The organism is Bradyrhizobium sp. BTAi1 (assembly GCF_000015165.1).
Taxonomy (GTDB): domain Bacteria; phylum Pseudomonadota; class Alphaproteobacteria; order Rhizobiales; family Xanthobacteraceae; genus Bradyrhizobium; species Bradyrhizobium denitrificans.
In genome coordinates this window covers 2,120,901-2,147,836 of sequence record NC_009485.1, presented here as the reverse complement: position 1 = coordinate 2,147,836, position 26,936 = coordinate 2,120,901, and the positions used below count along the sequence as shown (strand labels likewise).

Genomic DNA, 26,936 nt, shown 5'->3' with positions numbered 1-26,936 from the left:
CAAAATCATCGGGAGGTCAGCATGTCAGACGGAATGGTCGAGGCACGCGCGTCGGAATCCGCTCAGGGTGAAACCCAGACGGTCGACGTCGCCGTCGTGGGCGCCGGATTTGCGGGATTGTACCTGCTTTACCGCCTGCGCAAGGCGGGATTCTCGACCGTGGCGCTGGATATCGCAACCGATGTCGGCGGCACCTGGTATTGGAACCGCTATCCGGGCGCGCGCTGCGACATCCAGACCGTCGACTACAGCTACACGTTCGATCCCGAGCTCGAGACCGCCTGGCAGTGGTCCGAGAAATATGCCACCCAGCCGGAGATCCTGCGCTATCTCGGCTTCGTCGCCGATCGTTACGATCTGCGCCGGGACATTCGCTTCGGCACCCGCGTGCTCGGCGCCTCCTGGGATGAGTCGAAGGAGCGCTGGCTGCTCACGACGGACAACGGCCCGGCCGTCTCCTGCCGCCACTACATCATGGCGACCGGCTGCCTGTCGCAGCCCAAGCCGCCGGAATTCGACGGCGTGCACGACTTCAAGGGCGCGATCTACTTCACCAGCCGCTGGCCGCATGACGGCGTCGACCTCAAGGGCAAGCGCGTCGCGGTGATCGGCACCGGCTCGTCCGCCATCCAGTCGATCCCGATCATCGCCGAGCAGGCGGCGCAGCTGACCGTGTTCCAGCGCACGCCGAACTTCGCTCTACCGGCGCATAACGGCCCGTTGCCGGCCGATCGTGCCGCCCAGCTGACGCAGGATCGCAACGGCCTGCGCGAGCAGGCGCGCTGGTCGCTGACGGGCGTGCCGATTCCGCCGGCCACCGAATTCAGCTGGCAGATGAGCGAGAGTGAGCGCCGCGCGCGCTTCGAGAAGCTATGGGCTGCGGGCGACCTCGTCGGCATGCTGACGCAGCTCTGGGCCGACCAGGGGGTCGACGCCGACGGCAACGCGCTACTCGCGGATCTCATCCGCGAGAAGATCCGCGAGATCGTCAAGGATCCCGAGACGGCCGAGGCGCTCACGCCGCATGATCATCCGTTCGGCGCGAAGCGTCCGTGTCTGGACACCAACTACTACGCGACGTTCAACCGGCCGAACGTCACCCTGGTCAACCTGCGCAAGGAGCCGATCACGTCGATCACGGCGAACGGCATCAAGACCGACAAGCGCAGCTTCGACATCGACGTGATCGTGTTCGCCACCGGCTTCGATGCCATGACCGGCGCGATCCGCGCCGTGCATCCGATCAAGGGCCGCGGCGGCCAATCGCTCGATGAGACCTGGGCGAACGGCCCGGAGACCTATCTCGGCCTGACCGTCGCCGGCTTCCCCAATCTGTTCCTGATCACCGGGCCGGGCAGCCCATCGGTGCTCTCGAACATGGCGGTGTCGATCGAACAGCATGTCGACTTCGTGGTGGACCGCCTGGCCGAGATGCGCGAGGCCGGCTTCACGACGATCGAGCCGACGGACACCGCGCAGGCCGGCTGGATGCGCCACATGGCGGACTGCGCGACGGTGACGCTGCATCGGCTCGCCAACACCTGGTACACGGGCGCCAACGTGCCAGGCAAGCCGCAGACATTGATGCCCTATACCGGCGGCGTCGGGCCCTATCGCGGCATCTGCAACGAGATCGTGAAGCGCGGCATGCTCGGCTTCAAGCTGGCTGGTCCGAACGGCGCGGCCCAATGCAATGACGGAGAGATCGTGCAGCTGCAGCCGGATGTGCGGCTGGTGCTGAACATGCTCGCCGAGATGAACCTGCCGCCGATCGAATCGATGGGCGCGCAGGGCGCCCGCGACTTCATCACCGAGTTCAACAAGACCCGGCCGCCGGGACGCCCCGTCGGTGAGGTCAAGGACGGCACGCTCCCAGGCGCGGATGGCCCCCTCGCCTACCGGCTCTATCGCCCGGCGACACCCGGGCCGCATCCGATCGTGGTGTACTTCCATGGTGGCGGCTGGGTGCTCGGCGACGAGCAGTCGGATGATCCGTTCTGCCGCGACATGTGCCGCCGCTCCAACATGATCTTCATCAGCGTGAACTACCGCCACGCTCCCGAGCATCGCTTCCCGGCGGCGGCCGAAGATGGCTACGCCGCCACCCGCTGGGTTGCGGAGCACGCCGCCGAACTCGGCGGCCGCGAAGGTCCAGTATTGGTCGCGGGCTGGAGCGCGGGCGGCAATATCGCCGCCGTGACATGCCAGCTGGCGCGCGATCGCGGCGGTCCCGTTGTCGGTGGCCAGCTGCTGGTGTGCCCGGTCACCGATTGCAGCTTCGATCGTCCGTCGTACACCGAGAATGCCGCCGGCTACTTCCTGACGCGCGGCCTGATGTTCTGGTTCTGGGACATCTACTGCTCGCCGGCCGATCGCACCGATCCGCGCGTGTCGCCGCTGCGCGGCCAGCTGAAAGGACTGCCGCCGGCCTATATCGTGACCTGCGAGTTCGACCCGCTGCGCGACGAAGGCGTGGCCTATGCGGAGGCATTGGCAGCGGCGGGCGTCCCCGTCGGACAGCTCAAGGCCCGCGGCCATTTCCACTCATCGTTCACGATGGTCGATATCGTCATTACCGGTGTCGGTGGTCGCGTGCAGATGGCGGAGGCGCTGCAGGCGTTCACCCAGCCTGCCGAAGACAGCGGCTCGCCGGAGATCAACGCCGCGGCGAGCTAGCACCGGCGCCGGCGGCCATCTTGCGAAAGGCTGCAGGGCGTTCTGCAAGCTGGGCCGCCGCCCGCGTCAGAATCGGTCTGCAGCCGGACATCTCGGCCGGCAGCCGGCCCACGGCATCGAGCAAGGCGCGGGCCGCGCGCAGCGGATCCGTGCCGATGCGGTGCAGCCGCTCCAGCGTCGCCGTGCAGCGCCGTCTGGCGCCCGGCGACGTTCCGCTTGCAGCGAGTTCGCCGAGTTGCTCGATCGCCTGTCCGACATACAGCAACGCCAGGGCATCGTCGGCCAGGCGCGCAGTCGGATACGAGGCCCGTTCGCCCCAATAGGTGGCGAGCAGGACGCGGTGATGCAGCAGCGCGCGCCATCGCTTGCGGCGATCCGATCGCAGGGCGCTGGCCGCGAGATGTTCGAGATCGTCGATCATCGAATATCTGACCGCCTCATAGCGCCGGCGACTGTCGACAGGATAGATCAGGCTGAAGGCAATCAGCGCGACCACGGGTCCGGCGACCACGGCAAGGCTAGCCATCAGCGAATGCCCGAAGCTCATGGTCTGCGGCCAGGTCGGCTGCAGCATCAGCAACAGCACCATGTTGACGTCGAACGCCATGCGCTGGGTCAGGCGATGCGCCGACAGCGGCGCACCGAGCAAGATGAAGGGGACCATCGCCAGCACCGCCCCGAGCGATCCACCGACGTATGGCCAGATCAGCCAGCGGCAGATCAGGGCGAGGCCCGTCCCCAGCACCTGCCCTGCGAGCACGTGAGGCAGGATGGCAGCCGGTTTCTCGAAGGTCGAGAAGACCGACAGCATGATCGCCGTGCCGAGCATCATGAAGCCGCCCATCTCCCAGCCGGTTGCGAGCCAGACCAGACCCGCGGCCAGCATCGCGACAAGGGTGCGCAACATCGCGCGGCGCGCCAGCATCCAATCGCGATGCAAAAGCAGTTCGGCAGCAGGGCGTCCGTCGAGATCAGCCAGATTGCTTGTCGCCGCGGCGAGGTCATTCAGGACCGACGCCAATGGTTCATGCGGATTCGCGGCGGCCGCGGCCTCGCCCAACCGCTGCAGCGCCGGCACGGAAACTCCGGTCTCGGACATGTCTGTTCGCGCCAGCGAGTCCGCCATCGCGGCATCGATGGCCCGGCTGTCCTCCGAGCGCAGCCACAGCACGGCCGAGACCTGCGCCGCCAGCAGCGCGCGGATCTTCCGAACCAGCCGTCGTCGCCGGCGTGAGCCAGCACCATGCAGGTCGAGCGTGCCTTCGAGCGCCGAGATGTCCGACAGAATCGAACGCTGCTCATTCTCCGAGACCGGCGCCCCGCGCAGACGCGCGACGATGTCGGCTGCCAGTTGCTCGCTGACAAGCCGCGCCTTCTCCACAACCGAGATATCGTCGCCGGGCGCGGCGAACAGCCAGCCGACAAGCAGCGCGGCCAGAATGCCGACGGCAACGGTCAGCACGCGATCGGCGCCCAAGGCCAGCACATGCTCCGGATGGGCCGCGTCGAGCAGGGCCACCATGGCCGCCGAATAGCCGGAGAGCATGGCGGCATAGGAGGCGTAGCCACGGACGAGATTGCCGGCAAAGGCGCACAGGCCGATCCAGAGCGAGATGCCGATGACGAGCACCATGGCGTCGCCGTGCGAGACACGCATCAAGGCCAGTCCGAACAACACGCCGATGATGGTGCCGGCGAGCCGGGCCGCGCTCTTCTCCAGAAGATGTCCGCGGAGAGGTTGCGAGGCCGCCCACACCGTCATCCCCGACCATTGCGGATGCTCCAGTCCCACCAGCCAGGCAAGCAGGAGCGCAAGACATGCGGCGAGCGCGGTCCGAAAGCCGAATGCGAGGCGGGGCCATTCGAAGCCGAACCGCGAAGCGGGTGGCGCATTCATTCCTTGCCGTCTCCTTCGATGAGCCGCTGCTCGATCCGGTCGAACATGTCGAGCGTCGCCTGCAGGCGCGTGTCGTCGATGTCCCGGAGCATCGCGCTCTCGGCCTCGCGCAGCACTCGATAGACCGAGGTGAGCAGCCGCCTGCCCTTCGCGGTGAGAAAGACCAGCCGCGAGCGGCGGTCGGTCGGGGAGACCCGCCGCTCGATCAGTTCACGCTCACCGAGCATGTCGAGCAGGCGCACCAGGCTCGATCCGTCGATGCCGCAGCGGGCCGCAAGCTCATTCTGGGTGATGCCATCGCCCGATCGATCGAGATGCACCAACGGCGGCCATGCCGCATCCGACAATCCGAGCGCGCCCATCCGTTCGTCCAGCGCGCGGCGCCAGCGGCGGGCGAGGCCAACGAGCGCAAAGCCGAAGCGAAGACGGGCGGTGGATGCCGACGGTGTCATCCCCCATTTACTTGAACCAAAATGATTTGAATTCAATCTATTTTCGGGGCAGCGCGCGCCGGGCTGCTCCGCGTCCGGCGCATGCCGAGCGATCCGGACGCAGCTGCAGCCGGTCAAACCTGCTGTTTCATGGCCTCGTCATAGGCCAGCACCGAGGCACGCGCGGTGTCACGCACATCGCTCGCCGTCATGCCCGCCTTGTACAGGCTCGAGCCGAGGCCGAACGCGCGCACGCCAGCCGCGACATAGGTCGCAAGGTTCTTGTCCGAAACGCCACCGACCGCCCCGACGACGACGCCTTTCGGCAGCACGGCCAATTGCGCCGCGATGCCGGCGGGGCCGAGAACCGAAGCAGGAAAATACTTCAACGCCGAAGCGCCGCAGCGCAGGGCAAGAAATGCCTCTGTCGGGGTGAACACCCCGGGCATCGTCACCATGTCGTAAGCCTGCGCCGTTGCCAGCACTTCGGCATCGACGTTCGGGCTGACCATCAAGCGGCCGCCTGCCTCCGCAACCCGCACACAATCCGGTGCATTGGTCACCGTCCCCGCGCCGATCAGGCAGTCCTGGCCGAAGCGCCTGGCCAGCCGTTCGATCGAGACGAACGGCTCGGGCGAGTTGAGCGGGACCTCGATCATCTCGAAACCCGCTTCGACCAGGACAGCCACGATCTCCTCGGCCTCGTCAGGCTTGATGCCGCGCAGGATCGCAACCAGCGACCGCTTCACGTTGGGCCAGTTCACAGACTGTGTCATGTCAGAAACGCGCTCCCCAGATCTGCCGGGCCGCCTTGATCAGGCCTTGGCGCGAGGCCAGCTCAGCATCGCATTCGTTCACGGTGAAACCAGACGCCGTCAAGGCCTCGCGATAGAGCCGGCCGAGCCGGCCTGCTCCGATCAGCCGCAGCGGGAGGTCGCTGCCGAAGCGCATGCGGGCATCCGCGATCTCGCTGCCGATCAACAGTCCCGACAACCGCGCGGCGCCTTCGGAGCGCGGCTCGAATCCGAGCAACTGGGCCGCGCGCAGCCGGAACAGCGCGCTGGTCAGGCTCGCCGGAGACGATAGCGCGGACGCGAGGCCCGCGCGAAACGAAGCGCCGTCCTCGGCTGGCGCGGCGTCCGGCTCGACGGCATGCATCAGGATGCTGTGCTGGGAGATCACCGCGAACAGCTCACCGGTCATGTAGGTTGCAAATGCGACCACGGCGTCGGCCTCGACCCGGATCCATTTGCTGTGGGTGCCGGGGATGCACACGATCCCGGAAAAGCCTGGCTCGGTGACGCCGAACAGCTGCGTCTCCTCGCCGCGCATCACATCCGGCTGATCGGCGCGGGCCTGGGCCAGACCAGGGAGGATCCTGACGTCGCCCTCGGTCTCGACGCAGATCGCGCCGGCATGCAGCGCGTCGAGGCGGGTCGGCGTTTGCAGATATGGCGCTTCGACCCAGCCCTGCCGCGCGCCGGCCATGCCGCAGATCAGCACCGGCAGGTCGGCCGGTCCACCGAGCTTGCGGAGATGATCGCGCAGCACCGGCGCGAACCCCGACGTCGCACATTGCAACATGCCCTCGGGGCCTCGGCTCTCGGCGAGCTCCGTTCCGTCGGCGGCCATCAGCCAGGCGCGGAAGCTCGAAGTTCCCCAGTCGACGGCAACAAAGGCCGCCTTGGACATCTCGATCGAGCTCATCGTTCCTCTGCGGCTGCGCTGCGACACTCTGGAGGCCCAGCTCGGATGACGCCCGCCCTATATGCATGATATGTCGCGGCCGACAAGCTCGGCCAGTGGATCGGCAGGTCCGCCGGCATCGTCCCTTCTTTGTTGCGTTGCAAAGGCGCGGCGCCTGGCTTCCCGATCTCCCGCAGCCGCTGTCAGGCGCGGCTTCATCCGCATTCCGGACCCCCATCCATGACCATTTCAGACCACCGCGCGGCGCAGCTCGCGACACGCCTGGCCTTCTTCGTCGCCGGCTTCGGCATCGCGTGCTGGGCGCCGCTGGTGCCATTCGCCAAGCAGCGGCTCGGCGTCGATGATGCGACGCTCGGACTCCTGCTGCTGTCGCTCGGTGTCGGCTCGGTCGCATCGATGCTGGCGGCCGGCCTGCTCAGCGCGCGCTATGGCAGCAAGCCGGTGGTGATCGTCAGCGGACTTGCCCTCAGCGTTCTGCTGCCTCCGCTCGTCATCGCCACGACGCCGGTCACGCTCGCGCTCGCGCTGTTCGCCTTCGGCGCGGCGCTCGGCTCGCTCGACGTCGCCGTGAACATCCAGGCCATCGAGGTCGAGCGGCTCAGCGCACGGCCATTGATGTCCGGCTTTCACGCCCAATTCAGCATCGGGGGCTTTGCCGGCTCCGGCGTCATGACCGCGCTGCTCGCCTTCGAGGTCGCGCCGCTGCCGGGCACGCTCGCCTGCTGCGCGATCGCATTGGCGGCGATGATCATCGCCGTTCCGCGGCTGATCGCAGGCAAGCCGGCAGAATCGGGCCCGCTGCTGGTGCTGCCGCACGGCGCGGTGCTGTTGCTGGCGGCGCTCGCGGCGATCATGTTCCTGGTCGAAGGCGCGATGCTTGACTGGAGCGCGCTGCTGCTCACGGCCTCCGGCCGTCTGCCGGCCGCGCAGGCCGGGCTCGGCTACATCATGTTCTCGATCACGATGACGATCGGCCGTCTCGCCGGCGATGTCGTCGTCGCGCGGATCGGAGATCGGGCGACATTGCTGTGGGGCAGCGTCATGGCGATCACCGGATTCGTCGTGCTGCTGGCCGTTCCCTCGGTCGTCAGTGCGATGACAGGCTTTGCCCTGGTCGGCCTCGGCGCCTCGAATCTGGTGCCGGTGCTGTTCCGACGAGCCGGAGCACAGACCGTGATGCCGGTCGGCCTGGCCGTCGCGGCCGTCACCACCGCCGGCTACTCCGGCGTGCTGCTCGGGCCCGCCGGCATCGGCTTCGTCGCCGCGGCCACGAGCCTGTCGACCGCATTCTGGCTGCTCGCGGCGCTGCTGGTCGTCGTGCTTGCGAGTGCGCCTTTGGTCGCAACTGCGCCGCGATAGGAACGAGCCGGCCGTCCTCGCCTTGGTCAATATCGAATGCATTGGCCAAGGAGCAGAACCATGCGCGCACTCAATATCCTCACTCTCGTTCTGGTGATCGTCGGCGGACTGAACTGGGGCCTCGTCGGCCTGTTCGATGTCGATCTCGTCACCGCCATCTTCGGCAATGGTGCGGCGGAAACCGCGACATCCTCGCCGATCGCCCGGATCGTCTATATCCTGGTCGCGCTCTCGGCGATCTATCAGATCGGCATGCTGGTGCGGCTGTCGTCCGCACGCAGCGACGTCGTCTACCGCTGACCGCATGCCGGGCGGCGCTGATCTCCCGATAGCGGCGGCCGGTCTGGGGTTTCACGAACAACGTCGCGATCTCGGGATGGCGGGCACGCAGCTCGGTCTCGATCGCGACGACGGCGAGTTCGACGCCATCCCCACGCAGGTTACCCTTGCGCGTTCCGGCATGCCGGCACAGACTCTGCCCAATGCGCAATGGAGCAGTGCGATGGCGATGAATGACGATAGCACGGCGGATGATCAAAGTGCCGCCGGCACGCAGGCGCGTGATGCCCATTTCCTGCGTCACAGCTTTGCCGTCGCCCGGCGCTCGATGTCGCACGGCAACCATCCGTTCGCAGCCGTTCTCGTCGACGCCGGCGGTCGCGTGCTGATCGAGGCGGAGAATGGCTACATGCCGGCGCGCGACGCCACGGCGCATGCAGAGCGGCTCGTGGCGACGCAGGCCTGCACCTCGATCGCCGCCGACATTCGAGCGACGGCCACGCTGTATTCGTCGGCCGAGCCGTGCGCGATGTGCGCGGGCGCGATCTACTGGGCCGGCATCGGACGGGTGGTCTACGGCCTGAGCGAACGGCGACTGCGCGACTTCACCGGCAACCATCCGGAGAATCCGACGCTCGACCTGCCCTGTCGCGACGTCTTCGCGAGCGGCCAGCGTACCACGGAGGTCGTCGGGCCACTGCTGGAGGACGAAGCCGCCGCGCTGCATATCGGCGTCTGGGACAGATGATTATCGGGGACACATCATAGCCGACAAGGGCGCCGCGGCCGAACTGCGGCGCCCCTCCTCCGGTCACGTCCAATCAGAACTTGACGGTCACGCCGGCATAGAGCGTTTCCTCGGTACACGTCGAATTGCCTCTGCAAACCGCGCTGACCTTGCGATCAAGGCCAAACTTGTTCTGCCAGTAGTGATAGGCAACCCAGACGTCGACAAAGTGGGAATACTTGTCGCCCATGAAGGCCTTCGAAGCGTCGAAGGTCAGGCGGATCGGCTCGGAGTTGAACTCGATCGCGGTCTTGGTCCCGGGCAGCGGGTTGTTCTCGTTGCCCTTCTCACCGTACCAGCCAGCGCGTCCGCTGATCGACCAGAACTGCATGTTCGGCGGCAGGAAGCCGAGGTCCATGTAATAGTTCAGCTCGAGTGCCCAGGTCGGGTTGAAGCTGCGATTGCCATCCGCAAGGCAGTTCACGCCCGGGACGGCCGCAGCCGGCAGTTGCCAGCCCGCTCCGCACTGCGTGAAGGCGTTACGGTTGTAGAATTCGTAATACAGCAACGGCGCGGCGTTGAAATAGCCCTTGTAGGGCAGATCGAACTCGAATTGCACACCGGCGACCACGGAGCGCTTGGCCGGCGACACATAGGTGTTCTGGCTATTCGCATCCATGCCCACCTCGAACGAGATGTTGCGCAGCGGCCCCATCGTGAAGGCGTTGGTGTTGAAGATCTGATTCCAGCCCAACGTCGAGCGGAACACACCGTAGATCTCGGTGGCGCCTTCACACGTTGCGGGGGTGGCGACGCCGGTGCCGGGATTGAAGATCACCCCGGCATTGGTACAGGGATTGGCCGGATCGTTGTGATCCGACTTGAACAACGAAATGGTGAAGAAGTTGGTGCCGTACTGCCAGATGTCGAAGTGAGTGAACGAATAGCCCTGCTGGGCGGTGGTGCCTTTGATGCTGCCATCCGGCCGCACCGAGAACACGCCGGGATCGGTGCCCTTGGGCATCCAGGAGAAGGTGACGCGGTTGTCGACGAGCAGAAAGAACGGCAGTTCAGCCGGGGCCTTCTTCGCGATCTTGGCCGGCAGATCCGCAGCGCCAGCCTGCCCGAGCGCCGCGGTCGCGCCTGCACCAAGCACAAACGCAGTAGTGATAAACTTCCGAAAGGACATTTAAACCCCCAAGCAACAAGAGTCGATGCAGCCCCGGCACGCACAGTTGCCCCAAAGCTTCGTCAGGAGAAGCCTTAAGATTCTCCATGCCTTGCTCGCAGCTTGATCGAGGTTCGATCCCAAACGGGGGCGCGCGCCCCCTGTTTGGGGGCCAGAATATGAAACGATCGGCAGCAGCAGATAGACCCGCACCACCGAGCTTTCGACTTCACATCGCTGGAGTTTTCTTGATCCGACAGAGGCCGCTTCATCGTCCTCTGAGGACCCGGCAAGAGACTGACAAGCGATCATTTGGCCGCTTTGAATGACGCTGATCATCCAAAGAGCAGGCGAATGCGCGAGATCGAATCCTAATGACTGTCGCAAAAGCGCCACATGCCGGTTCACGCAAATGAAGCAAATCTAATTACTTACAACTAATCAAATGCCAACAACCAAGCGAACACGAACTAATAGACAACCAATGGAACCAGCGCGAATCACACCAAGAATTGCGTGTATTTTGCCGCTTACACAGCCGGACAAATGTCTCACAATTGAGACAGCTCCATTCGCTATCCAAGACGCAGCACATGATCTACAGGGCCGGCATTGGACAGGAGGTCCACGGCCGAGCGAACGGCGGCGGCGCGACTTCACGGCAAACACCAGGAAACCCGACGCTCGACCTACCCTGCCGCAAGGTTTTCTCGAGTGGCCAGCGTATGACGGAGGTCGTGGACCGCTGCTGGACGACGAAGCCGCCGCGCTGCATGACGGCGTCAGGGGCCTATGATCATCTGGGACACATGACAAACAACAAGGGCGCCGCAGCCTGGCTGCAGCGCCCTCCTCTGGTCACGTCAGATCAGAACTTGACGGTCACGCCGCCATAGACCGTTTCCTCGGTGCAGGTCGAATTGCCGACGCAGACCCTGCTCACCTTGTGGTCGAGGCCGAACTTGTTCTGCCAGTAGCGATAGGCAACCCAGACGTCGACAAAGTGGGAATACTTGTCACCCATGAAGGCCTTCGAAGCATCGAAGGTCAGGCGGATCGGCTCGGAGTTGAACTCGATCGCGGTCTTGGTCCCGGGCAGCGGGTTGTTCTCGTTGCCCTTCTCACCGTACCAGGCGGCGCGGCCGCTGATCGACCAGAACTGCATGTTCGGCGGCAGGAAGCCGAGGTCCATGTAATAGTTCAGCTCAAGCGCCCAGGTCGGGTTGAAGCTGCGGTTACCGTCGGTCAAGCAGTTCACGCCGGGGACGGCCGCAGCCGGCAGCTGCCAGCCCGCTCCACACTGCGTGAACGCATTACGGTTGTAGAATTCGTAATACAGCAACGGCGCGGCGTTGAAATAGCCCTTGTAGGGCAGATCGAACGCGAATTGCAGACCGGCAACCACGGAGCGCTTGGCCGGTGCCACATAGGTGTTCTGGGTCCCCGCATCCATGCCCACCTCGAACGAGATGTTGTTCAGCGGCCCCATGGTGAAGGCCTTGGTGTTGAAAATCTGATTCCAGCCGAAGGTCGAGCGGAACAGACCATAGATCTCGGTAGCGCCTTCACACGTTGCGCGGGTACCGATGCCGGTGCCGGGATTGAAGATCACGCCGGCATTGGTGCAGGGATTGGCAGGATCGTTTTGATCCGACTTGAACATCGAAATGGTCAAGAAGTTGGCGCCGTACTGCCAGATATCGAAGTGAGTAAACGAATAGACCTGCTTGGCGGTAGTGCCGTTGATGCTGCCATTCGGCCGCACCGAGAACACGCCGGGATCGGTGCCCTTGGGCATCCAGGAGAAGCTGACGCGGTTGTCGACGACGAGGAAGAACGGCAGATCAGCCGGGGCCTTCTTCGCGGCCTTGCCCGGCAGATCCGCGGCGCCGGCCTGCCCGAGCGCCGCGATCGCGCCTGCGCCCAGCGCGACCGCAGCAATGATGAACTTTCGAAACGACATGTAGATCCCCCAAGCAGCAAGTGCCAATTCAGCACTTGCATGCAAAGTTGCCCGGAAGCTTCGTCGCGAGAAGCCTCAAAATTCTCCATGCCTCGCTCGCGGTTTGAGCAAGCTTCCGCCCCAAGCCGCGCTGGCGCCTCGCCTCGGGATCTCAGAATGTGAGACGATCCGCAGCAGCAGATGGCATCGCAAAACCGAGCTTTCGACTTCACATCGTTGGAGTTTTATGGATCCGACAGAGGCCGCTTCATCGTCCTCTGAGGCCCCCGGCAAGAGACTGACAAGCGATCGCTTGGCCGCTTTGGATGACGCTGATCATCTAACGAGCAGGCGAATGCGCGAGATTGAATCCTAATGACTGTCGCAAAAGCGCCACACGTCGCTTCACGCAAACGAATTGACTCAAATTACTTACAACTAATCAAACACCAACAAACAAGCGAATACGAACTAATAGACAACCAATGTAATCGGCGCGAATCGCACCAAGCATTGCGTGTATTTTGTCTCTTACACAGCCGGCAAATGTCTCACAATTGAGACAGCTCCATTCGCCGTCCAAGACGCAGCACATGATCTACCGGGCCGGCATTGGACAGGAGGTCCACGGCCGAGCGATCGGCGGCTGCGCGACTTCACGGCAAACACCAGGAAACCCGACGCTCGACCTACCCTGCCGCAAGGTCTTCTTGAGTGGCCAGCGTATGACGGAGGTCGTGGACCGCTGCTGGACGACGAAGCCGCCGCGCTGCATGACGGCGTCAGGGGCCTATGATCATCTGAGACATATGATCAAACGAGAAGGGCGCCGCAGCCTGGCTGCAGCGCCCTCCTCTGGTCACGCCAGATCAGAACTTGACGGTCACGCCGCCATAGACCGTCTCCTCGGTGCAGCTGGCATTGCCGACGCAGGCCCCGCTGGTCTTGTGGTCGAGGCCGAACTTGTTCTGCCAGTAGCGATAGGCAACCCAGACGTCGACGAAGTGCGAATACTTGTCGCCCATGAAGGCCTTGGAAGCGTCGAAGGTCAGACGGATCGGCTCGGAGTTGAACTCGATCGCGGTCTTGGTCCCCGGCAGCGGGCTGTTCTCGTTGCCCTTCTCACCGTACCAGCCGGCGCGGCCGCTGATAGACCAGAATTGCATGTTTGGCGGCAGGAAGCCGAGATCCATGTAGTAATTCAGCTCGAGCGCCCAGGTCGGGTTGAAGCTGCGATTGCCGTCGGTCAAGCAGTTCACGCCCGGAACAGCCGCTGCCGGTAGCTGCCAGCCTGCTCCGCACTGGGTGAACGCATTACGGTTGTAGAATTCGTAATACAGCAGCGGCGCGGCGTTGAAGTAGCCCTTGTAGGGCAGATCGAACGCGAATTGCAGACCGGCGACCATGGAGCGCTTGGCCGGCGACAGATAGTTGTTCTCGGTGTTGGCATCCATGCCCACCTCGAACGAGATGTTGTGCAGCGGCCCCATCGTGAAAGCGTTGGTGTTGAAGATCTGATTCCAGCCGAAGGTCGAGCGGAACAGGCCATAGATCTCGGTGGCGCCTTCGCACGTTGCGGGGGTGGCGATCCCGGTGCCGGGATTGAAGATCACGCCGGCATTGGTGCAGGGATTGGCCGGGTCGTTATGATCCGACTTGAACATCGAAATGGTGAAGAAGTTGGTGCCGTACTGCCAGACGTCGAAGTGGCTGAACGAATAGACCTGCTTGGCGGTGGTGCTGTTGATGCTGCCATTCGGCCGCACCGAGAACACGCCGGGATCGGTGCCCTTGGGCATCCAGGAGAAGCTGACGCGGTTGTCGACGACGAGGAAGAACGGCAGATCAACCGGAGCCTTTTTCGCGGCCTTGGCCGGCAGATCCGCAGCGCCGGCCTGCCCCAGCGCCGCGATCGCGCCTGCGCCCAGCGCAACGGCAGCAGTGATGAAATGACGAAATGACATGTAGACACCCCCAATGAACAAGCGCCGATTCCGCACTTGCCTGCACAGTTGCGCCGAAGCTTCGTCGCGAGAAGCCTCAAGATTCTCCACGTCTTGCCCGCAGTTTGATCAAGGTTCCGCCCCAAACGGTGGCGCGCGCCTCGCGCCGGCGTTCCAGGATGTGAGACGATTGGCCGCGGCAAATGGAACCGCGAAACGGGGCTTTCGACTTCACATCGTTGGAGTTTTCTGGACAGGGCAGAAGCAGCTTCATCGGCCGCTGCGGAACGCTGCAAGCACACGACGGAGGTTCGCTCGGCCGTTGAGATGATGCTGCTCATCCAACGGGCACGCTGCTGTCCGAGATTGATTCCCGGCAACTGTCGCAAAAGTGCCACATGTCGCGTCGCGCGGACGGAGGCAATCCAATTGCATCACCGGCCCGATGCAACTGGCCTTGAAGCGGAAATGGACGGGGGGACGTTTCCAGGGGCTGGGCAAGAGTTGTGCAAACGATGGCGCTTTTCGCCTCTTACGCGGCGAGTTAAATTAGCTCACAATTGAGGCAGTTCCATTCCCTGCCTAAGACGCAGCACATGCCCGATCCCGCGCTGGCTCACCCAGCCCCCGTACAGCCGCTCCTGCAGACGGTCGGATTGACCAAGCGCTACGGCGATTTCCTCGCCAATGACAGGATCGACATCGAGATCGTCCCGCGCGAAATCCACGCTCTCCTCGGCGAGAACGGCGCGGGCAAGTCGACATTGGTCAAGACCATCTACGGACTGGTGCAGCCGAGTGGCGGGGAATTGCGTTGGCAGGGCCGACCGATCAAGCTCTCCGGGCCCTCCGAGGCCCGATCGCTAGGCATCGGTATGGTGTTTCAGCATTTCTCCCTGTTCGACAATCTGACCGTCGCCGAGAACGTAGCGCTCGGGCTAGATGGCAAGGAGCCGCTCAGGGCGGTGTCGGCCCGGCTGGCCGACGTCGCCCGCGACTACGGACTGCCGCTCGATCCCAAGCGGGAGGTCTGGCAACTCTCCGTGGGCGAGCGGCAGCGCATCGAGATCGTACGGGCCTTGATGCAGAACCCGAAATTCCTGATCCTGGACGAGCCCACGGCGGTGCTGACGCCGCAGGAGGCCGATCAGCTCTTCATCGTGCTTGAGCGGCTGAAGCAAGAGGGGCGCGCGATCCTCTATATCAGCCATAAGCTGGATGAGGTGAAGCGGCTGTGCGACACCGCCACGATCCTGCGCGGCGGCAGGAAGGTTGCTACCTGCAATCCGAAGCTCGAGACGGCCGGATCGCTTGCCCGTATGATGGTGGGGAGCGAGATCAAGGAAGTGAAGCCGTCGGCCGAGCGGCGCACGACGGTGCCGCGCCTGGTCGTGAATGATCTCACGCTGCAACCGGCCGAGTTGCATGGGGTCCGTCTGCAGAATATCTCGTTCGAGTTGAAGGGCGGTGAGATCCTCGGCATCGCCGGGGTCGCAGGCAATGGACAGGACGAACTGTTCGCCGCGCTTTCCGGGGAGCGCCTTGTCAAGGAGCCGGGAACGATCATCATCGACGGCATCGCCTGCGGCAATCTCTCGATCAGCGAGCGCCGCAAGATGGGCGCGGCTTTCGTGCCCGAGGAACGGCTCGGTCACGGCACCGCGCCGCGGATGAGGCTGTCGGAGAATGCGCTGCTGACGGGGCACGCCGCCGGCGACATGGTGCGCCACGGCTTCATCAATGCCGCCGCCACGCTGCGGACGGTGGATCGCACCACCGAGACGTTCGACGTCCGCAAGGCCAAGCGCGATCCCGAGGCCGCCAGCCTGTCCGGCGGCAATCTCCAGAAATTCGTCGTCGGCCGCGAGATCTTGCGGCAACCAGCGGTGCTCGTCGTCAACCAGCCGACCTGGGGCGTCGATGCCGGCGCTGCGGCGATCATCCGCCAGGCGTTGATCGACCTCGCAAGTGCGGGCGCCGCGGTGCTCGTCACCAGCCAGGATCTCGATGAGCTGATCGAAATCGCCGACCGCATTGCCGTGATGTTTCATGGCCGGCTCTCGGCAGCCCTGCCGCGCATGGAAGCCACGCGCGAAAAACTCGGCCTGCTGATGGGCGGCGCCAGTCTCGACCAGAAGGAGGCCGCGCATGCAACTCGTGCTTGAGAAGCGCGCCGAGCGCTCACGCACCATAGCGCTGGTCTCGCCGCTGATCGCCATCGGGCTGACGCTGGTGACCATGAGCGTGCTGTTCGCCCTGCTCGGCAAGAACCCGATCACCGCGCTCGGCGTGTATTTCATCGCCCCTCTCACCGACGGCTATTCGCTGCAGGAAATCGCCGTGAAGGCGACGCCGCTGGTGATGATCGCGATCGGATTATCGCTGTGCTATCTCGCCAATGCCTGGAACATCGGCGCCGAAGGCCAGTTTCTGATCGGCGCCGTCGCCGGCAGCTGGATCGCGGTCAAGACACAGGGCACGGAAGCCGGCCATTGGGTGCTGCCGGCAATGCTGCTCGCCGGCGCTGCCGCGGGCGCGCTTTACGCGCTGATTCCGGCGCTGTGCCGGGTGAAGTTCGGCGCCAGCGAGATCCTCACCAGCCTGATGCTGGTCTATGTCGCCGATCTCCTGCTCGATTATCTCGTTCGCGGCCCGTGGCGTGATCCGGCCGGCTTCAATTTCCCGACCACCGCCGAGTTCGATCCGGTCGCGACCGTGCCGCTGCTGATCGAGGGCGGACGGCTGCATCTCGGCAGCATCATCGCGCTCATTGTCGTCATCTGCGCCTTCGTGCTGCTCGATCGCACCATCAAGGGTTTTGAAATCCGGGTGGTCGGCGTCGCGCCGCGCGCCGCCCGCTTCGGCGGTTTCAACGCCAATCAGCTCGTGCTGGTGACCTTCGCAATCTCCGGTGCTTTGGCCGGCCTCGCCGGCATCATCGAGGTGGCGGGTCCGATCGGCCATCTGCAACCGGGCATTTCGCCGGGCTATGGCTTCACGGCGATCATCGTCGCCTTCCTCGGCCGGCTCAATCCCGTTGGAATATTAATTGCAGGACTTTTCCTCGCGCTGACGTTCATCGGCGGAGAGCAGGCCCAGATCACGATGAAGATTCCGCTCGACGTGACCAAGGTATTCCAGGGCATCCTGCTGTTCTACGTGCTCGCCTGCGACTCCCTCATCCTCTACCGGTTCAAGCTCGTCTTCGCCGCCCGACAGGTGCAAAGTGGTGCTGGTTGAAGCAATCATCCTGTCGGTGCTCGCCGCATCGACGCCGCTGCTGCTGGCAGCGACCGGTGAGCTGGTCACCGAGCGCGCCGGCGTGCTCAACCTCGGCGTCGAGGGCATGATGATCGTCGGCGCCGCCTGTGGTTTTGGCGGCGCCTGGCTGTCCGGCTCGATCGTCGTCGGCGCGCTGTGCGGCATCATCGCCGGCATGCTGATGTCGCTGATCTTCGCATTCATGACGCTCGGGCTCGCGGTGAATCAGGTCGCGACCGGCCTGGCATTGACCATTTTCGGCATCGGCCTCTCCGGCCTGATCGGGGCGCGCTTTGTCGGCGAGCGCATCAACACCGCCCCGCACCTCTCGGTTCCCGGCCTGAGTGACATCCCGCTGGTCGGCCGCATCCTGTTCGGCGAGGACGCCTTTGTCTATCTGTCGCTGGCCTTGATTGTCGCCGTCTGGTGGTTCCTCTATCGCACCCGCGCCGGTCTCGTCCTGCGCGCCTGCGGCGACAACCACATCTCCGCGCATGCGCTCGGCTATCCCGTGCTGCGCATCCGCATGCTGGCCGTGCTGTTCGGCGGCGCCTGCGCCGGGCTCGCCGGAGCCTATCTGCCGCTGGCCTACACGCCATTCTTCATTCCCGGCATGACGGCGGGACGCGGCTGGATCGCGCTCGCGCTCGTCGTGTTTGCATCCTGGCGACCGGGCCGTCTCGTCATCGGCGCCTATCTCTTCGGTGCGGTGACGATCCTGCAGCTGCATGCGCAAGGCGCCGGTGTCGGCATCCCCTCGCAATTCATGTCGGCGCTGCCCTATCTCGCCACCGTGATCGTGCTGGTGCTGCTGTCGCGCGCCCGGACCGGCGGCTCGACGGCGCCGGCTGCATTGGGAACGGTGTTCGTCCCGGACCGCTGATCGTTTCATCCGGAGCGCCTGCGATGGGGCGCGACGCTCTGGAAATAGGCTTTCCCCTGACAATTTGGAGATATTGACGATGATGAAAAGGCTTCTGGGGGCTGCCGCCGCGCTGTTGCTGGCGGGGAGCATCGCCGGCGTCGCGCACGCCGCCGACAAGCTGAAGGTCGGCTTCATCTACCTTGGACCGATCGGCGATCTCGGCTGGACCTATCAGCACGAGTTGGCGCGCCAGGCGCTCGTGAAGGAGTTCGGCGACAAGATCGAGACGACCTATCTCGAGAACGTGCCGGAAGGCCCCGACTCCGAGCGCGCCATCGAGCAGCTCGTCCGCGCCGGCAACAAGCTGATCTTCACGACCTCGTTCGGCTACATGGACCCGACCCTGAAGGTCGCCAAAAAATATCCCAACGTGCATTTCGAGCACGCCACCGGCTACAAGCGCGACAAGAACATGTCGACCTATTCGGCGCGCTGGTACCAGGGCCGCTATATCCAGGGCCAGATCGCGGCCAAGATGTCGAAGGCCGGCGTGCTTGGCTATATCGGCTCGTTCCCGATTCCCGAGGTCGTCTCGGGCATCAACGCGACGATGCTCGGCGCGCAGTCGATCAATCCCAACATCAAGGTCAAGATCATCTGGGTCAACACCTGGTTCGATCCTGGCAAGGAGGCCGACGCCGCCAAGGCGCTGCTCGATCAGGGCGCCGACATCATCATGCAGCATACCGACAGCCCGGCGCCGATGCAGGTCGCGGCCGAGCGCGGCAAGCTCGCCTTCGGCCAGGACTCCGAGATGATCAAGTTCGGCCCCAAGGCGCAGCTGACTTCGATCCTCGACACCTGGGCGCCCTATTACATCTCCCGCGTCAAGGCCGAGCTCGACGGCACCTGGAAGTCGGAGGACACCTGGGGTGGCCTCGACTCCAAGATGTTCGAAATGGCGCCCTACACCAACATGCCTGATGATGTGAAGAAGATGGCCGAGGAGACGCAGGCCGCGATCACCGCAGGCAAGCTGCATCCGTTCAAATGCCCGGTCGTCGGCCAGGACGGCAAGGAGGTGGAGTGCAAGGGCGGCGATCATCTCGCCGACGGCCAGATCCTCGGCATGAACTTCTACGTCAAAGGCGTCGACGACAAGCTTCCCGGCAAGTAATCGCGATCAGCGACCAAGACCCCCTGCCGTTCGCATTGCGGCAGGGGTTCGCAGGTGAAGCGGTCCGCCATGAGGGGCAAAAGCCGAGGCACTGCACACCGGACCATGAACACGCCGAGAGGTGTGTTGATGGAGAGCGGCGGACAAGCGCCTGCATAGAGAGCTACCTGCGCTCTACCTTACGATGCATTGACAGCAGCAACACACAATAGCAAGGTTGAGGCAGGCGCGACGATGCGGCGCATCCCCTCTTTGCATCGCCAGTTTCTACCTGGAGTTCCATCCGTGAACAAATGTAACCTGCTTGTTGCCGTCTGCGCTTCGGCGTTGCTGGCCTCTCCCGCCGCTTTCGCGAAGACTCTCGTGTTCTGCTCAGAAGGCAGCCCTGAAAATTTCTATCCCGGCATCAACACGACCGGGACCTCGTTCGACGGCAATGAGCCGATCTACAACCGCATTGTCGAGTTCGATCGCGGCAGCACGCAAGTGGTGCCAGGCTTGGCCGAAACATGGACGATCTCGCCCGACGGCACCACCTATACGTTCAATCTGCGGAAGGGCGTGAAGTGGCATACGGCCTCCAAATCGTTCAAGCCCACGCGCGACTTCAATGCCGACGACATTCTGTTCTCGATCGAGCGGCAGTGGAAAGAGGATCATCCTTATTTCAAGGTGACGAGCCCGAACCATTCCTATTTCGGAGACATGGCGCTGCCGAAACTGTTGAAGTCGGTCGAGAAGATCGATGACTACACGATCAAGATCACCCTCAATCAGCCGGAAGCTCCGTTCCTTGCGGATCTCGCGATGCCGTTCGCCGCGATCCAGTCGAAGGAATATGCCGATGCGATGCTGAAGGCGGGGACGCCCGAGAAGATCGACCAGGATCCGATCGGCACGGGTCCGTTCTATCTGGTGCAGTATCAAAAGGATGCGGTGATCCGCTACAAGGCATTCCCGCAATATTGGGGCGGCAAGGCCAAGATCGACGACCTCGTCTATTCGATCACGCCGGATTCGTCCGTTCGCTGGGCCAAGCTGCAAAAGGGCGAATGCGACGTGATGCCCTATCCGAACCCGGCCGACATCGACGCGATCAGGAAGGACCCGAACGTCACGGTCCTCGAACAACCCGGCCTCAATGTCGGCTATCTGGCGTTCAACACGCAGAAGAAGCCGTTCGATGATGTCCGCGTGCGCAAAGCCCTGAGCATGGCGATCAACAAGAAGGCGATCATCGACGCCGTCTATCTGTCGACCGGCATTGCGGCAAAGAACCCGATCCCGCCGTCGATGTGGTCCTACAATGACGACGTCAAGGACGATCCCTATGATCCGGAGGCCGCCAAGAAGCTGCTCGCCGAAGCCGGATTTCCCAACGGGCTGGACTCGGACCTGTGGGCCATGCCGGTGCAGCGTCCCTACAATCCGAACGCCAAGCGGATCGCCGAATTGATGCAGGCCGACCTCGCCAAGATCGGGGTCAAGGCCGAGATCAAGTCGTTCGAATGGGGTGAATATCGCAAGCGATTGCAGGCCGGCGAGCATCAGATGGGCATGTATGGCTGGACCGGCGACAATGGCGATCCAGACAATTTCCTGCACACTTTGCTCGGTTGCGCCTCGGCCTCGGGCTCGGGCTCGAACATCGCGAAGTTCTGCTACAAGCCGTTCGATGATCTGGTCGTGAAGGCCAAAACGGTCAGCGATCAGGCCGAGCGTGCCAAGCTCTACGCGGAGGCCCAGGTCGTCTTCAAGGAGCAGGCGCCGTGGTACACCATCGCGCATGCCGTGCAGTTGAAGCCTGTCAGCAAGCGCGTCATCGACTTCAAACTGTCGCCGTTCGGACGGCACAGCTTCTACGGTGTCGACGTCAAGGACTGACGGACTCCGCTGTCGTACGAGGGCAGCCGTCGGGGGCTGCCCTCCATGATCCCTGAACTTCGTGATCCCTGAACTTGCCAGCATGGCACGCGGAAGCATGGTTCGACGCCAGCAGATCCGGCCAGGGCGAGTTGAGCGGGGCCATCCTCGATCTCGCGGTTGAATTCGATTAATCTGTCCTCGCGGCCGGGGACGACAGAGCCAGGCATGCTTCGATTCGCGCTGACCAGATTGAGCCTCGTGGTTCCGACGTTCATCGGAATCACCTTGCTCGTGTTCGTGTTGATCCGTCTGATCCCCGGGGATCCGATCGAGACCATGGCCGGCGAGCGCGGCATCGATCCCGCCCGCCTCGCGCAGCTTCGCAAAGATTACGGCTTCGATCAGCCGGTGCTGGTCCAATATGGATTCTATTTGTCGCGGCTGGTGCATGGCGACTTCGGCCGCTCGATCGTCACGCATGAGCCGGTCATCGCCGAATTCCAGAGCCTGTTTCCGGCCACGGTCGAATTGTCGATCTGCGCCATCCTGTTTGCGCTCTGTATCGGGCTGCCGGCCGGCATTATCGCGGCGGTGCGGCGCAACTCGATCTTCGATCACGGCGTGATGGGGATCTCGCTCACCGGCTATTCGATGCCGATCTTCTGGTGGGGATTGCTGCTGATCCTGCTGTTCTCGGTACAGCTTGGGTGGACGCCGGTGTCGGGCCGGATCGCAGTGCAGTACTTCATCGAGCCGGTCACAGGCTTTCTGCTGGTCGATACGCTGCTTGCCGGCGACGTCGGCGCGTTCCGGTCCGCCCTGTCGCATCTCGTGCTGCCGACGATCGTGCTCGGCACCGTGCCGCTTGCAGTGATCGCGCGCATGACGCGCTCGGCGATGCTGGAGGTTCTGGGCGAGGATTACATCCGCACCGCCCGCGCCAAGGGCCTGCCGCGCTTCCGCGTGATCGCGATCCATGCCTTACGCAATGCCCTGATCCCGGTGGTGACGGTGATCGGCCTGCAGGTCGGCGTGCTGTTCACCGGGGCCATCCTCACCGAGACGATCTTTTCCTGGCCGGGCGTCGGCAAATGGCTGATCGAGGGCATCAACCGCCGGGACTATCCCGTGTTGCAGGGCGGCACGTTGATGATTGGCGCGGTCGTCATGACTGTCAATCTCCTGGTTGATCTCGCCTATGGGCTGATCAATCCGCGCATCCGGTACACGCGATGACCGCACACCCCCTTCCGACCCCCGCCGTGACAGCGCCGGCAGCCGCACCGCCGTCTCCCGTGTTGGAGTTCTGGCTCGACTTCCGGAAGAATTCAGGCGCGGTCGCAGGCCTCGTCCTGATCACGGTCCTCATCCTGCTGGCGCTGTCAGCCCATCTCGTCGCGCCGCATTCGCCGGTTCTCACCAATGATACGGCGTTCCTGAGACCTCCATTCTGGCAGCAAGGCGGATCGCTCACCTATCCGCTCGGCACCGACGCGATCGGACGCGATATTCTGTCCCGTTTGATCCACGGCGCCCGGCTGTCTCTGCTGATCGGCATCGCGGTGGTCAGCCTGTCCGTGATCGCGGGGACAATCCTGGGTCTCGTCGCGGGCTTCTTCCGCGGCGTGACCGAGGTCGCGATCATGCGGCTGATGGACATCACCTTGACGCTGCCGAGCCTTCTGCTCGCGATCGTGATCGTTGCGATTCTCGGGCCGGGCCTGATGAATGCCATGCTGGCCGTCGCCATCGTGCTGCTGCCGCATTACGTGCGGATCGCGCGTGCCGCCGTGATCAGCGAGGTGTCCAAGGACTATGTCACCGCAGCCAAGGTCGCAGGCGCCGGCCGGCTCCGGCTGATGTTCAAGGAGGTGCTGCCGAATTGCGCGGCGCCTCTGATCGTGCAGGCGACGCTCGGCATCTCCACCGCGATCCTGGACGCGGCCGCACTCGGCTTCCTCGGTCTTGGTGCGCAACCGCCCTCGCCGGAATGGGGAACCATGCTGGCGGACGCGCGCGAATTCGTGCTGCGGGCCTGGTGGGTCGTCACACTGCCGGGCTTGGCGATCCTGCTGACCGTGCTGGCCTTCAATCTGCTGGGCGACGGGCTGCGCGATGCGCTCGATCCCAAGCTCAAACGATGACGCAGGCAACGCAGTAAAGGCTCCCCGATGCCGCTTCTCGAGATCGAAAACTTGTCGGTCGCCTTCCCGTCGCGCAACGGCATGCTGCGCGCCGTGGACGGCGTCAGCATGACGCTCGACAAGGGCGAGGTGCTCGGAATCGTCGGCGAATCCGGCTCCGGCAAGAGCGTCGGCATGCTGGCGCTGATGGGGCTGGTCCCTCACCCAGGGCGCGTCGAGGCCGACAGGTTGCGGTTCGAGGGCAAGGATCTGCAACGCTTGTCCGAGCGCGAGCGGCGGGCCCTCACCGGCAAGGACGTCGCGATGATCTTTCAGGAGCCGACGACATCGCTGAACCCGTCCTTCACGATCGGCTATCAACTGGCCGAGACATTGCGCATCCATGAGGGGATGGACCGCAAGGCCGCGCGGCGGCGGGTGATCGAACTGCTCGAACAGGTTGGCATTCCCGCCGCGGAGAGCCGGCTGTCGGCCTACCCGCACCAGCTTTCGGGCGGCATGAACCAGCGCGTCATGATAGCGATGGCGATCGCCTGCAATCCGAAGCTCCTGATCGCTGACGAGCCGACCACCGCGCTCGACGTCACCATCCAGGCTCAGATCCTCGATCTGCTGCTGTCGCTGCAGCGCGACCGCGGCATGGCGCTGATCCTGATCACGCACAATATGGGCGTGGTCTCGGACACGACCGAACGGGTCGCGGTGATGTATGCCGGGCAGATCATGGAGATGCGGCCGACGCAGAGCCTGCTCGAATCGCCACAGCATCCCTATACGGCCGCGCTGCTGGCAGCGCGCCCCGAGGCGAGCGATGGCGGGCGGCTCGCCACCATTCCGGGCGTAGTGCCCGGTGCCTATGATCGGCCGCGCGGATGCTTGTTCAGTCCGCGCTGCGCCTACGCGACGCCGTTGAGCGACGAGCTCCGCCCCGATCTGCGCCCCTGGCGCGATGGCCTGATCCGCTGCCATTATCCGCTCGGAGATTCAACGCGCGAGGCGCGACGTGCCGCTGACGGCGGTGACAGCGCTGCCGCCAACCGCCGCGAGGCCGTGTCATGACGGCGCTTGTCACTGCAAATGATCTCAAGCGCAGCTACGACATCAGGCGTGGCCTGTTCCGCGCCCCGGCGCAGTTGCAGGCCGTCGGCGGCATATCCTTTGCGATCGACGCCGGCAAGACGCTGGCGATCGTTGGCGAATCCGGTTGCGGCAAGTCGACGCTCGCGCGGCTCGTCACTCTGATCGAGAAGCCCAGCGCCGGCACGCTCTCGCTCGACGGGCTCGACGCCGTGCATCCGCCGGCCGGCGCCGCGAAAGCCTTGCGGCGAACGGTGCAGATCGTGTTCCAGAACCCCTATGGTTCGCTCAATCCGCGCAAGCGGATCGGCGCCATCCTGGAAGAGCCGCTGATCATCAACACCAACCTCGGCAAACAGGAGCGTCGGGCGCAGGCGCTCGACATGATGGCGAAGGTCGGGCTTCGCCCGGAGCAATATGGCCGCTATCCGCACATGTTCTCAGGAGGGCAGCGGCAGCGTATCGCGATCGCGCGGGCCTTGATGCTGCGGCCGAAACTGCTGGTCGCCGACGAGCCGGTCTCCGCCCTCGACATGTCGGTGCAGGCCCAGGTGCTCAATTTGCTGGCCGACCTGCAGCGCGAGCTCGGTCTCGCTTATCTCTTCATCTCGCATGACCTCGGCGTGGTCAGGCATATCGCCGATGACGTGCTGATCATGTATCTCGGCCTGGTCATGGAGCATGGGCCGAAGGAGCGCATCTTTGCGCGGCCACTGCATCCTTACGCACAGGCTCTTGTCGACGCCACCCCGGGGCTTGGCCGCAAGGGACGGCGCATCGTGCCCAAGGGCGAGTTGCCCTCGCCGCTCGATCCGCCCGCCGGCTGCGTGTTCTCGACCCGCTGCCCGCATGTGACGGAGCTCTGCCGCGCACAACGCCCGCCGCTGCGTCCGCTCGATGGCCGCCTGGTCGCCTGCCATGACGCCGAGCGCTTCCTGGACACACAGCCGGCCTGACGATCGCCGTCAGCCGGCCCGCATCCGTTCTGCCGCCGCGCTGTGGCGCCGGATCAGCGCGGCGACGTCGAGGCCCGGAATGGCGCCGTCGATCACCGTCCAGCGGCCGCCGACCATGACGCGGTCGGCGCGGTGCGCGCCGCACAGCACCAGCGCCGCGATCGGATCGCTGGCGCCGGAGAAGCGCAGCTCGTCGAGCTTGAACAGCGCGAGATCGGCGGCGTTGCCGACCGCGATCTCGCCGAGCTCGGGACGGCCGACGCAGGCTGCCGAGCCCTTCGTCGCCCAGCGCAGCGCGTCCTTGTGGCTGAGCCGGCTGACGCCGTAGCGGGCGCGCTGCATCAGGAACGCGGCCCGCAGCTCCTGCATCAGATTGGAGCCGTCATTGGAGGCAGAGCCGTCGACGCCGATACCGATGCCGACACCGGCATCTTCCATCTCGCACACCGGGCAAGCTCCGGAGGCAAGCAGCTGGTTCGAGCAGGCGCAATGGCTGATCGTCGTCTTGGCCTTGCCGAGGCGCTTCATTTCGTCGGCGTTGAAGAAGATGCCGTGCGCGAGCCAGGTCCGCGGGCCGAGCCAGCCATGTTTCTCGAGATAATCGAGCGGACGACAACCGAACATGGCTTCGCAGAATCGGTTCTCGTCCTCGGTCTCCGCCAGATGCGTGTGCAGGCGCACGTCGAGCTTCTCCGCCAAGGCAGCCGTCTGCTGCATCAAGGATCCCGTGACGGAGAAGGGCGAGCACGGCGCCAGCGCGATCTGCACCATCGCATCCGGCCCGCGCTGGTGAAACTGCGCGACCACGCGCTCGCTATCGGCGAGGATCGTATCCTCGTCCTGCACCACACTGTCCGGAGGCAATCCGCCGTCGCGCTCGGACAGATTCATCGAGCCTCGGGTCAACAGCACCCGGATGCCGAGCCGCTTCGCGGCCTCGACTTCGATCCCGACAGCGTCATCGAGACCGGCAGGGAACACGTAATGATGATCCGTCGTCGTGGTGCAGCCCGACAGCATCAGCTCGGCCATCGCGACCGTGACCGCCGCGTCGAGCGCCTCCGGCGTCAGCTTCGCCCAGATCGGATACAGCGCCTTCAGCCACGGGAACAGCTCGCGGTCCATCGCCGCCGGCAGCGCACGCGTCAGCGTCTGGTAGAAATGGTGGTGCGTGTTGATCAGCCCGGGGATCACGACATGTCCACTGGCATCGTATGCAACCGCGCCCGCGGTCGCGGGCTCGGCGCCGGCCGGCACCAGCTCGACGATGCGGCCGTCCTTGACGACGAGGCCGCGGCCGGCACCCTCGGCCAGAATGGCGAGTGGGTCCTTGATCCAGATCGGCATGGTGCTCATGGCTGTCTCGTCTCGCTATGTGGGCGCTCGCGTGTACCGGTGCTTTGCAAACGAAAGGCCAACCTCATCCTATTGCCAGTTGGCGCTGGTCTTGCAAGGATTTCA

General features: G+C 64.3%; 21 protein-coding genes and 1 pseudogene. 14 read left to right on the top strand and 8 right to left on the bottom strand.

Annotation, left to right across the window (positions count from 1 at the left end; all coding sequences use genetic code 11):
• The first annotated feature begins 21 nt into the window (after window positions 1-21).
• Window positions 22-2,676 (top strand): alpha/beta hydrolase fold domain-containing protein, encoded by a 2,655-nt coding sequence (locus BBTA_RS09645; protein ID WP_012042289.1) that lies wholly within the window; start codon window positions 22-24, stop codon window positions 2,674-2,676.
• On the opposite strand, the gene BBTA_RS09640 is transcribed toward BBTA_RS09645, so the two are convergent.
• From BBTA_RS09640 to BBTA_RS09625, 4 genes are all read right to left on the bottom strand, one after another.
• Window positions 2,657-4,573, bottom strand: coding sequence for an FUSC family protein (locus BBTA_RS09640; RefSeq protein WP_041750517.1), 1,917 nt, complete (start codon window positions 4,571-4,573; stop codon window positions 2,657-2,659). The genes BBTA_RS09645 and BBTA_RS09640 overlap by 20 nt on opposite strands.
• Window positions 4,570-5,025, bottom strand: coding sequence for a MarR family winged helix-turn-helix transcriptional regulator (locus tag BBTA_RS09635; protein ID WP_012042287.1), 456 nt, complete (start codon window positions 5,023-5,025; stop codon window positions 4,570-4,572). The genes BBTA_RS09640 and BBTA_RS09635 overlap by 4 nt, the downstream gene beginning before the upstream one ends.
• Before the next feature lie 113 nt (window positions 5,026-5,138).
• Window positions 5,139-5,780, bottom strand: coding sequence for a 2-dehydro-3-deoxy-6-phosphogalactonate aldolase (locus tag BBTA_RS09630; protein WP_012042286.1), 642 nt, complete (start codon window positions 5,778-5,780; stop codon window positions 5,139-5,141).
• A 1-nt stretch (window position 5,781) separates the two neighbouring features.
• Window positions 5,782-6,711, bottom strand: a complete 930-nt coding sequence (locus BBTA_RS09625) for a 2-dehydro-3-deoxygalactonokinase (protein WP_012042285.1) — start codon at window positions 6,709-6,711, stop codon at window positions 5,782-5,784.
• A 219-nt stretch (window positions 6,712-6,930) separates the two neighbouring features.
• Between BBTA_RS09625 and BBTA_RS09620 the strand changes: the two genes are divergently transcribed.
• The 3 genes from BBTA_RS09620 (at window position 6,931) to BBTA_RS09610 (ending at window position 9,097) form a co-directional block, all read left to right on the top strand.
• On the top strand, window positions 6,931-8,070 hold the full coding sequence (locus tag BBTA_RS09620; RefSeq protein WP_012042284.1) for an MFS transporter: 1,140 nt from the start codon (window positions 6,931-6,933) through the stop codon (window positions 8,068-8,070).
• A gap of 60 nt (window positions 8,071-8,130) precedes the next feature.
• Window positions 8,131-8,370, top strand: a complete 240-nt coding sequence (locus BBTA_RS09615) for a DUF378 domain-containing protein (RefSeq protein WP_012042283.1) — start codon at window positions 8,131-8,133, stop codon at window positions 8,368-8,370.
• Between the two features lie 208 nt (window positions 8,371-8,578).
• Window positions 8,579-9,097: a nucleoside deaminase gene (locus BBTA_RS09610; RefSeq protein WP_083780773.1), complete on the top strand. Its 519-nt coding sequence runs from the start codon at window positions 8,579-8,581 to the stop codon at window positions 9,095-9,097.
• A 73-nt stretch (window positions 9,098-9,170) separates the two neighbouring features.
• Here BBTA_RS09610 and BBTA_RS09605 read toward each other — a convergent pair whose 3' ends face one another.
• Together BBTA_RS09605 and BBTA_RS09600 are read right to left on the bottom strand one after the other, a co-directional pair.
• Complete coding sequence (locus BBTA_RS09605; RefSeq protein ID WP_012042281.1) at window positions 9,171-10,265, bottom strand: hypothetical protein; 1,095 nt, start codon at window positions 10,263-10,265, stop codon at window positions 9,171-9,173.
• Between the two features lie 847 nt (window positions 10,266-11,112).
• Window positions 11,113-12,207, bottom strand: coding sequence for a hypothetical protein (locus tag BBTA_RS09600; protein WP_012042279.1), 1,095 nt, complete (start codon window positions 12,205-12,207; stop codon window positions 11,113-11,115).
• A gap of 575 nt (window positions 12,208-12,782) precedes the next feature.
• Here BBTA_RS09600 and BBTA_RS41780 point away from each other — a divergent pair.
• A pseudogene (locus tag BBTA_RS41780) lies at window positions 12,783-12,982 on the top strand (nucleoside deaminase); the annotation flags it as partial.
• 73 nt (window positions 12,983-13,055) lie between these two features.
• On the opposite strand, the gene BBTA_RS09595 reads toward BBTA_RS41780, so the two are convergent.
• Window positions 13,056-14,150, bottom strand: coding sequence for a hypothetical protein (locus tag BBTA_RS09595; protein WP_012042278.1), 1,095 nt, complete (start codon window positions 14,148-14,150; stop codon window positions 13,056-13,058).
• 575 nt (window positions 14,151-14,725) lie between these two features.
• Here BBTA_RS09595 and BBTA_RS09590 point away from each other — a divergent pair.
• From BBTA_RS09590 to BBTA_RS09550, 9 genes are all read left to right on the top strand, one after another.
• Window positions 14,726-16,294, top strand: coding sequence for an ABC transporter ATP-binding protein (locus tag BBTA_RS09590; RefSeq protein WP_012042277.1), 1,569 nt, complete (start codon window positions 14,726-14,728; stop codon window positions 16,292-16,294).
• Entirely contained in the window at window positions 16,278-17,369 is a 1,092-nt protein-coding gene (locus tag BBTA_RS09585) for an ABC transporter permease (protein WP_012042276.1), read from the top strand. Before BBTA_RS09590 ends, BBTA_RS09585 begins: the two co-directional genes overlap by 17 nt.
• Window positions 17,356-18,273: an ABC transporter permease gene (locus BBTA_RS09580; RefSeq protein ID WP_041750516.1), complete on the top strand. Its 918-nt coding sequence runs from the start codon at window positions 17,356-17,358 to the stop codon at window positions 18,271-18,273. Before BBTA_RS09585 ends, BBTA_RS09580 begins: the two co-directional genes overlap by 14 nt.
• A gap of 79 nt (window positions 18,274-18,352) precedes the next feature.
• On the top strand, window positions 18,353-19,432 hold the full coding sequence (locus BBTA_RS09575) for a BMP family ABC transporter substrate-binding protein (protein ID WP_012042274.1): 1,080 nt from the start codon (window positions 18,353-18,355) through the stop codon (window positions 19,430-19,432).
• Window positions 19,433-19,717: 285 nt separating this feature from the next.
• Window positions 19,718-21,316, top strand: coding sequence for an ABC transporter substrate-binding protein (locus BBTA_RS09570; RefSeq protein WP_012042273.1), 1,599 nt, complete (start codon window positions 19,718-19,720; stop codon window positions 21,314-21,316).
• A gap of 207 nt (window positions 21,317-21,523) precedes the next feature.
• Window positions 21,524-22,534 (top strand): ABC transporter permease subunit, encoded by a 1,011-nt coding sequence (locus BBTA_RS09565; RefSeq protein WP_012042272.1) that lies wholly within the window; start codon window positions 21,524-21,526, stop codon window positions 22,532-22,534.
• Entirely contained in the window at window positions 22,531-23,442 is a 912-nt protein-coding gene (locus tag BBTA_RS09560) for an ABC transporter permease subunit (protein ID WP_012042271.1), read from the top strand. The genes BBTA_RS09565 and BBTA_RS09560 overlap by 4 nt, the downstream gene beginning before the upstream one ends.
• 27 nt (window positions 23,443-23,469) lie before the next feature.
• Window positions 23,470-24,501: an ABC transporter ATP-binding protein gene (locus BBTA_RS09555; RefSeq protein WP_012042270.1), complete on the top strand. Its 1,032-nt coding sequence runs from the start codon at window positions 23,470-23,472 to the stop codon at window positions 24,499-24,501.
• A complete protein-coding gene (locus BBTA_RS09550; protein ID WP_012042269.1) occupies window positions 24,498-25,475 on the top strand; it encodes a peptide ABC transporter ATP-binding protein in 978 nt (325 codons plus the stop codon). Before BBTA_RS09555 ends, BBTA_RS09550 begins: the two co-directional genes overlap by 4 nt.
• Window positions 25,476-25,484: 9 nt before the next feature.
• Here the strand turns inward: BBTA_RS09550 and BBTA_RS09545 are convergent, their stop codons facing one another.
• Window positions 25,485-26,831: an 8-oxoguanine deaminase gene (locus BBTA_RS09545; RefSeq protein WP_012042268.1), complete on the bottom strand. Its 1,347-nt coding sequence runs from the start codon at window positions 26,829-26,831 to the stop codon at window positions 25,485-25,487.
• Window positions 26,832-26,936 lie beyond the last annotated feature (105 nt).

What these genes read in the sequence shown, in the direction of transcription:
- BBTA_RS09645 (WP_012042289.1), top strand. Translation starts at nt 22, where the DNA reads ATGTCAGACGGAATGGTCGAGGCACGCGCGTCGGAATCCGCTCAGGGT.
- BBTA_RS09640 (WP_041750517.1), bottom strand. Translation starts at nt 4,573, where the DNA reads ATGAATGCGCCACCCGCTTCGCGGTTCGGCTTCGAATGGCCCCGCCTC.
- BBTA_RS09635 (WP_012042287.1), bottom strand. Translation starts at nt 5,025, where the DNA reads ATGACACCGTCGGCATCCACCGCCCGTCTTCGCTTCGGCTTTGCGCTC.
- BBTA_RS09630 (WP_012042286.1), bottom strand. Translation starts at nt 5,780, where the DNA reads ATGACACAGTCTGTGAACTGGCCCAACGTGAAGCGGTCGCTGGTTGCG.
- BBTA_RS09625 (WP_012042285.1), bottom strand. Translation starts at nt 6,711, where the DNA reads ATGAGCTCGATCGAGATGTCCAAGGCGGCCTTTGTTGCCGTCGACTGG.
- BBTA_RS09620 (WP_012042284.1), top strand. Translation starts at nt 6,931, where the DNA reads ATGACCATTTCAGACCACCGCGCGGCGCAGCTCGCGACACGCCTGGCC.
- BBTA_RS09615 (WP_012042283.1), top strand. Translation starts at nt 8,131, where the DNA reads ATGCGCGCACTCAATATCCTCACTCTCGTTCTGGTGATCGTCGGCGGA.
- BBTA_RS09610 (WP_083780773.1), top strand. Translation starts at nt 8,579, where the DNA reads ATGAATGACGATAGCACGGCGGATGATCAAAGTGCCGCCGGCACGCAG.
- BBTA_RS09605 (WP_012042281.1), bottom strand. Translation starts at nt 10,265, where the DNA reads ATGTCCTTTCGGAAGTTTATCACTACTGCGTTTGTGCTTGGTGCAGGC.
- BBTA_RS09600 (WP_012042279.1), bottom strand. Translation starts at nt 12,207, where the DNA reads ATGTCGTTTCGAAAGTTCATCATTGCTGCGGTCGCGCTGGGCGCAGGC.
- BBTA_RS09595 (WP_012042278.1), bottom strand. Translation starts at nt 14,150, where the DNA reads ATGTCATTTCGTCATTTCATCACTGCTGCCGTTGCGCTGGGCGCAGGC.
- BBTA_RS09590 (WP_012042277.1), top strand. Translation starts at nt 14,726, where the DNA reads ATGCCCGATCCCGCGCTGGCTCACCCAGCCCCCGTACAGCCGCTCCTG.
- BBTA_RS09585 (WP_012042276.1), top strand. Translation starts at nt 16,278, where the DNA reads ATGCAACTCGTGCTTGAGAAGCGCGCCGAGCGCTCACGCACCATAGCG.
- BBTA_RS09575 (WP_012042274.1), top strand. Translation starts at nt 18,353, where the DNA reads ATGATGAAAAGGCTTCTGGGGGCTGCCGCCGCGCTGTTGCTGGCGGGG.
- BBTA_RS09565 (WP_012042272.1), top strand. Translation starts at nt 21,524, where the DNA reads ATGCTTCGATTCGCGCTGACCAGATTGAGCCTCGTGGTTCCGACGTTC.
- BBTA_RS09560 (WP_012042271.1), top strand. Translation starts at nt 22,531, where the DNA reads ATGACCGCACACCCCCTTCCGACCCCCGCCGTGACAGCGCCGGCAGCC.
- BBTA_RS09555 (WP_012042270.1), top strand. Translation starts at nt 23,470, where the DNA reads ATGCCGCTTCTCGAGATCGAAAACTTGTCGGTCGCCTTCCCGTCGCGC.
- BBTA_RS09550 (WP_012042269.1), top strand. Translation starts at nt 24,498, where the DNA reads ATGACGGCGCTTGTCACTGCAAATGATCTCAAGCGCAGCTACGACATC.
- BBTA_RS09545 (WP_012042268.1), bottom strand. Translation starts at nt 26,831, where the DNA reads ATGAGCACCATGCCGATCTGGATCAAGGACCCACTCGCCATTCTGGCC.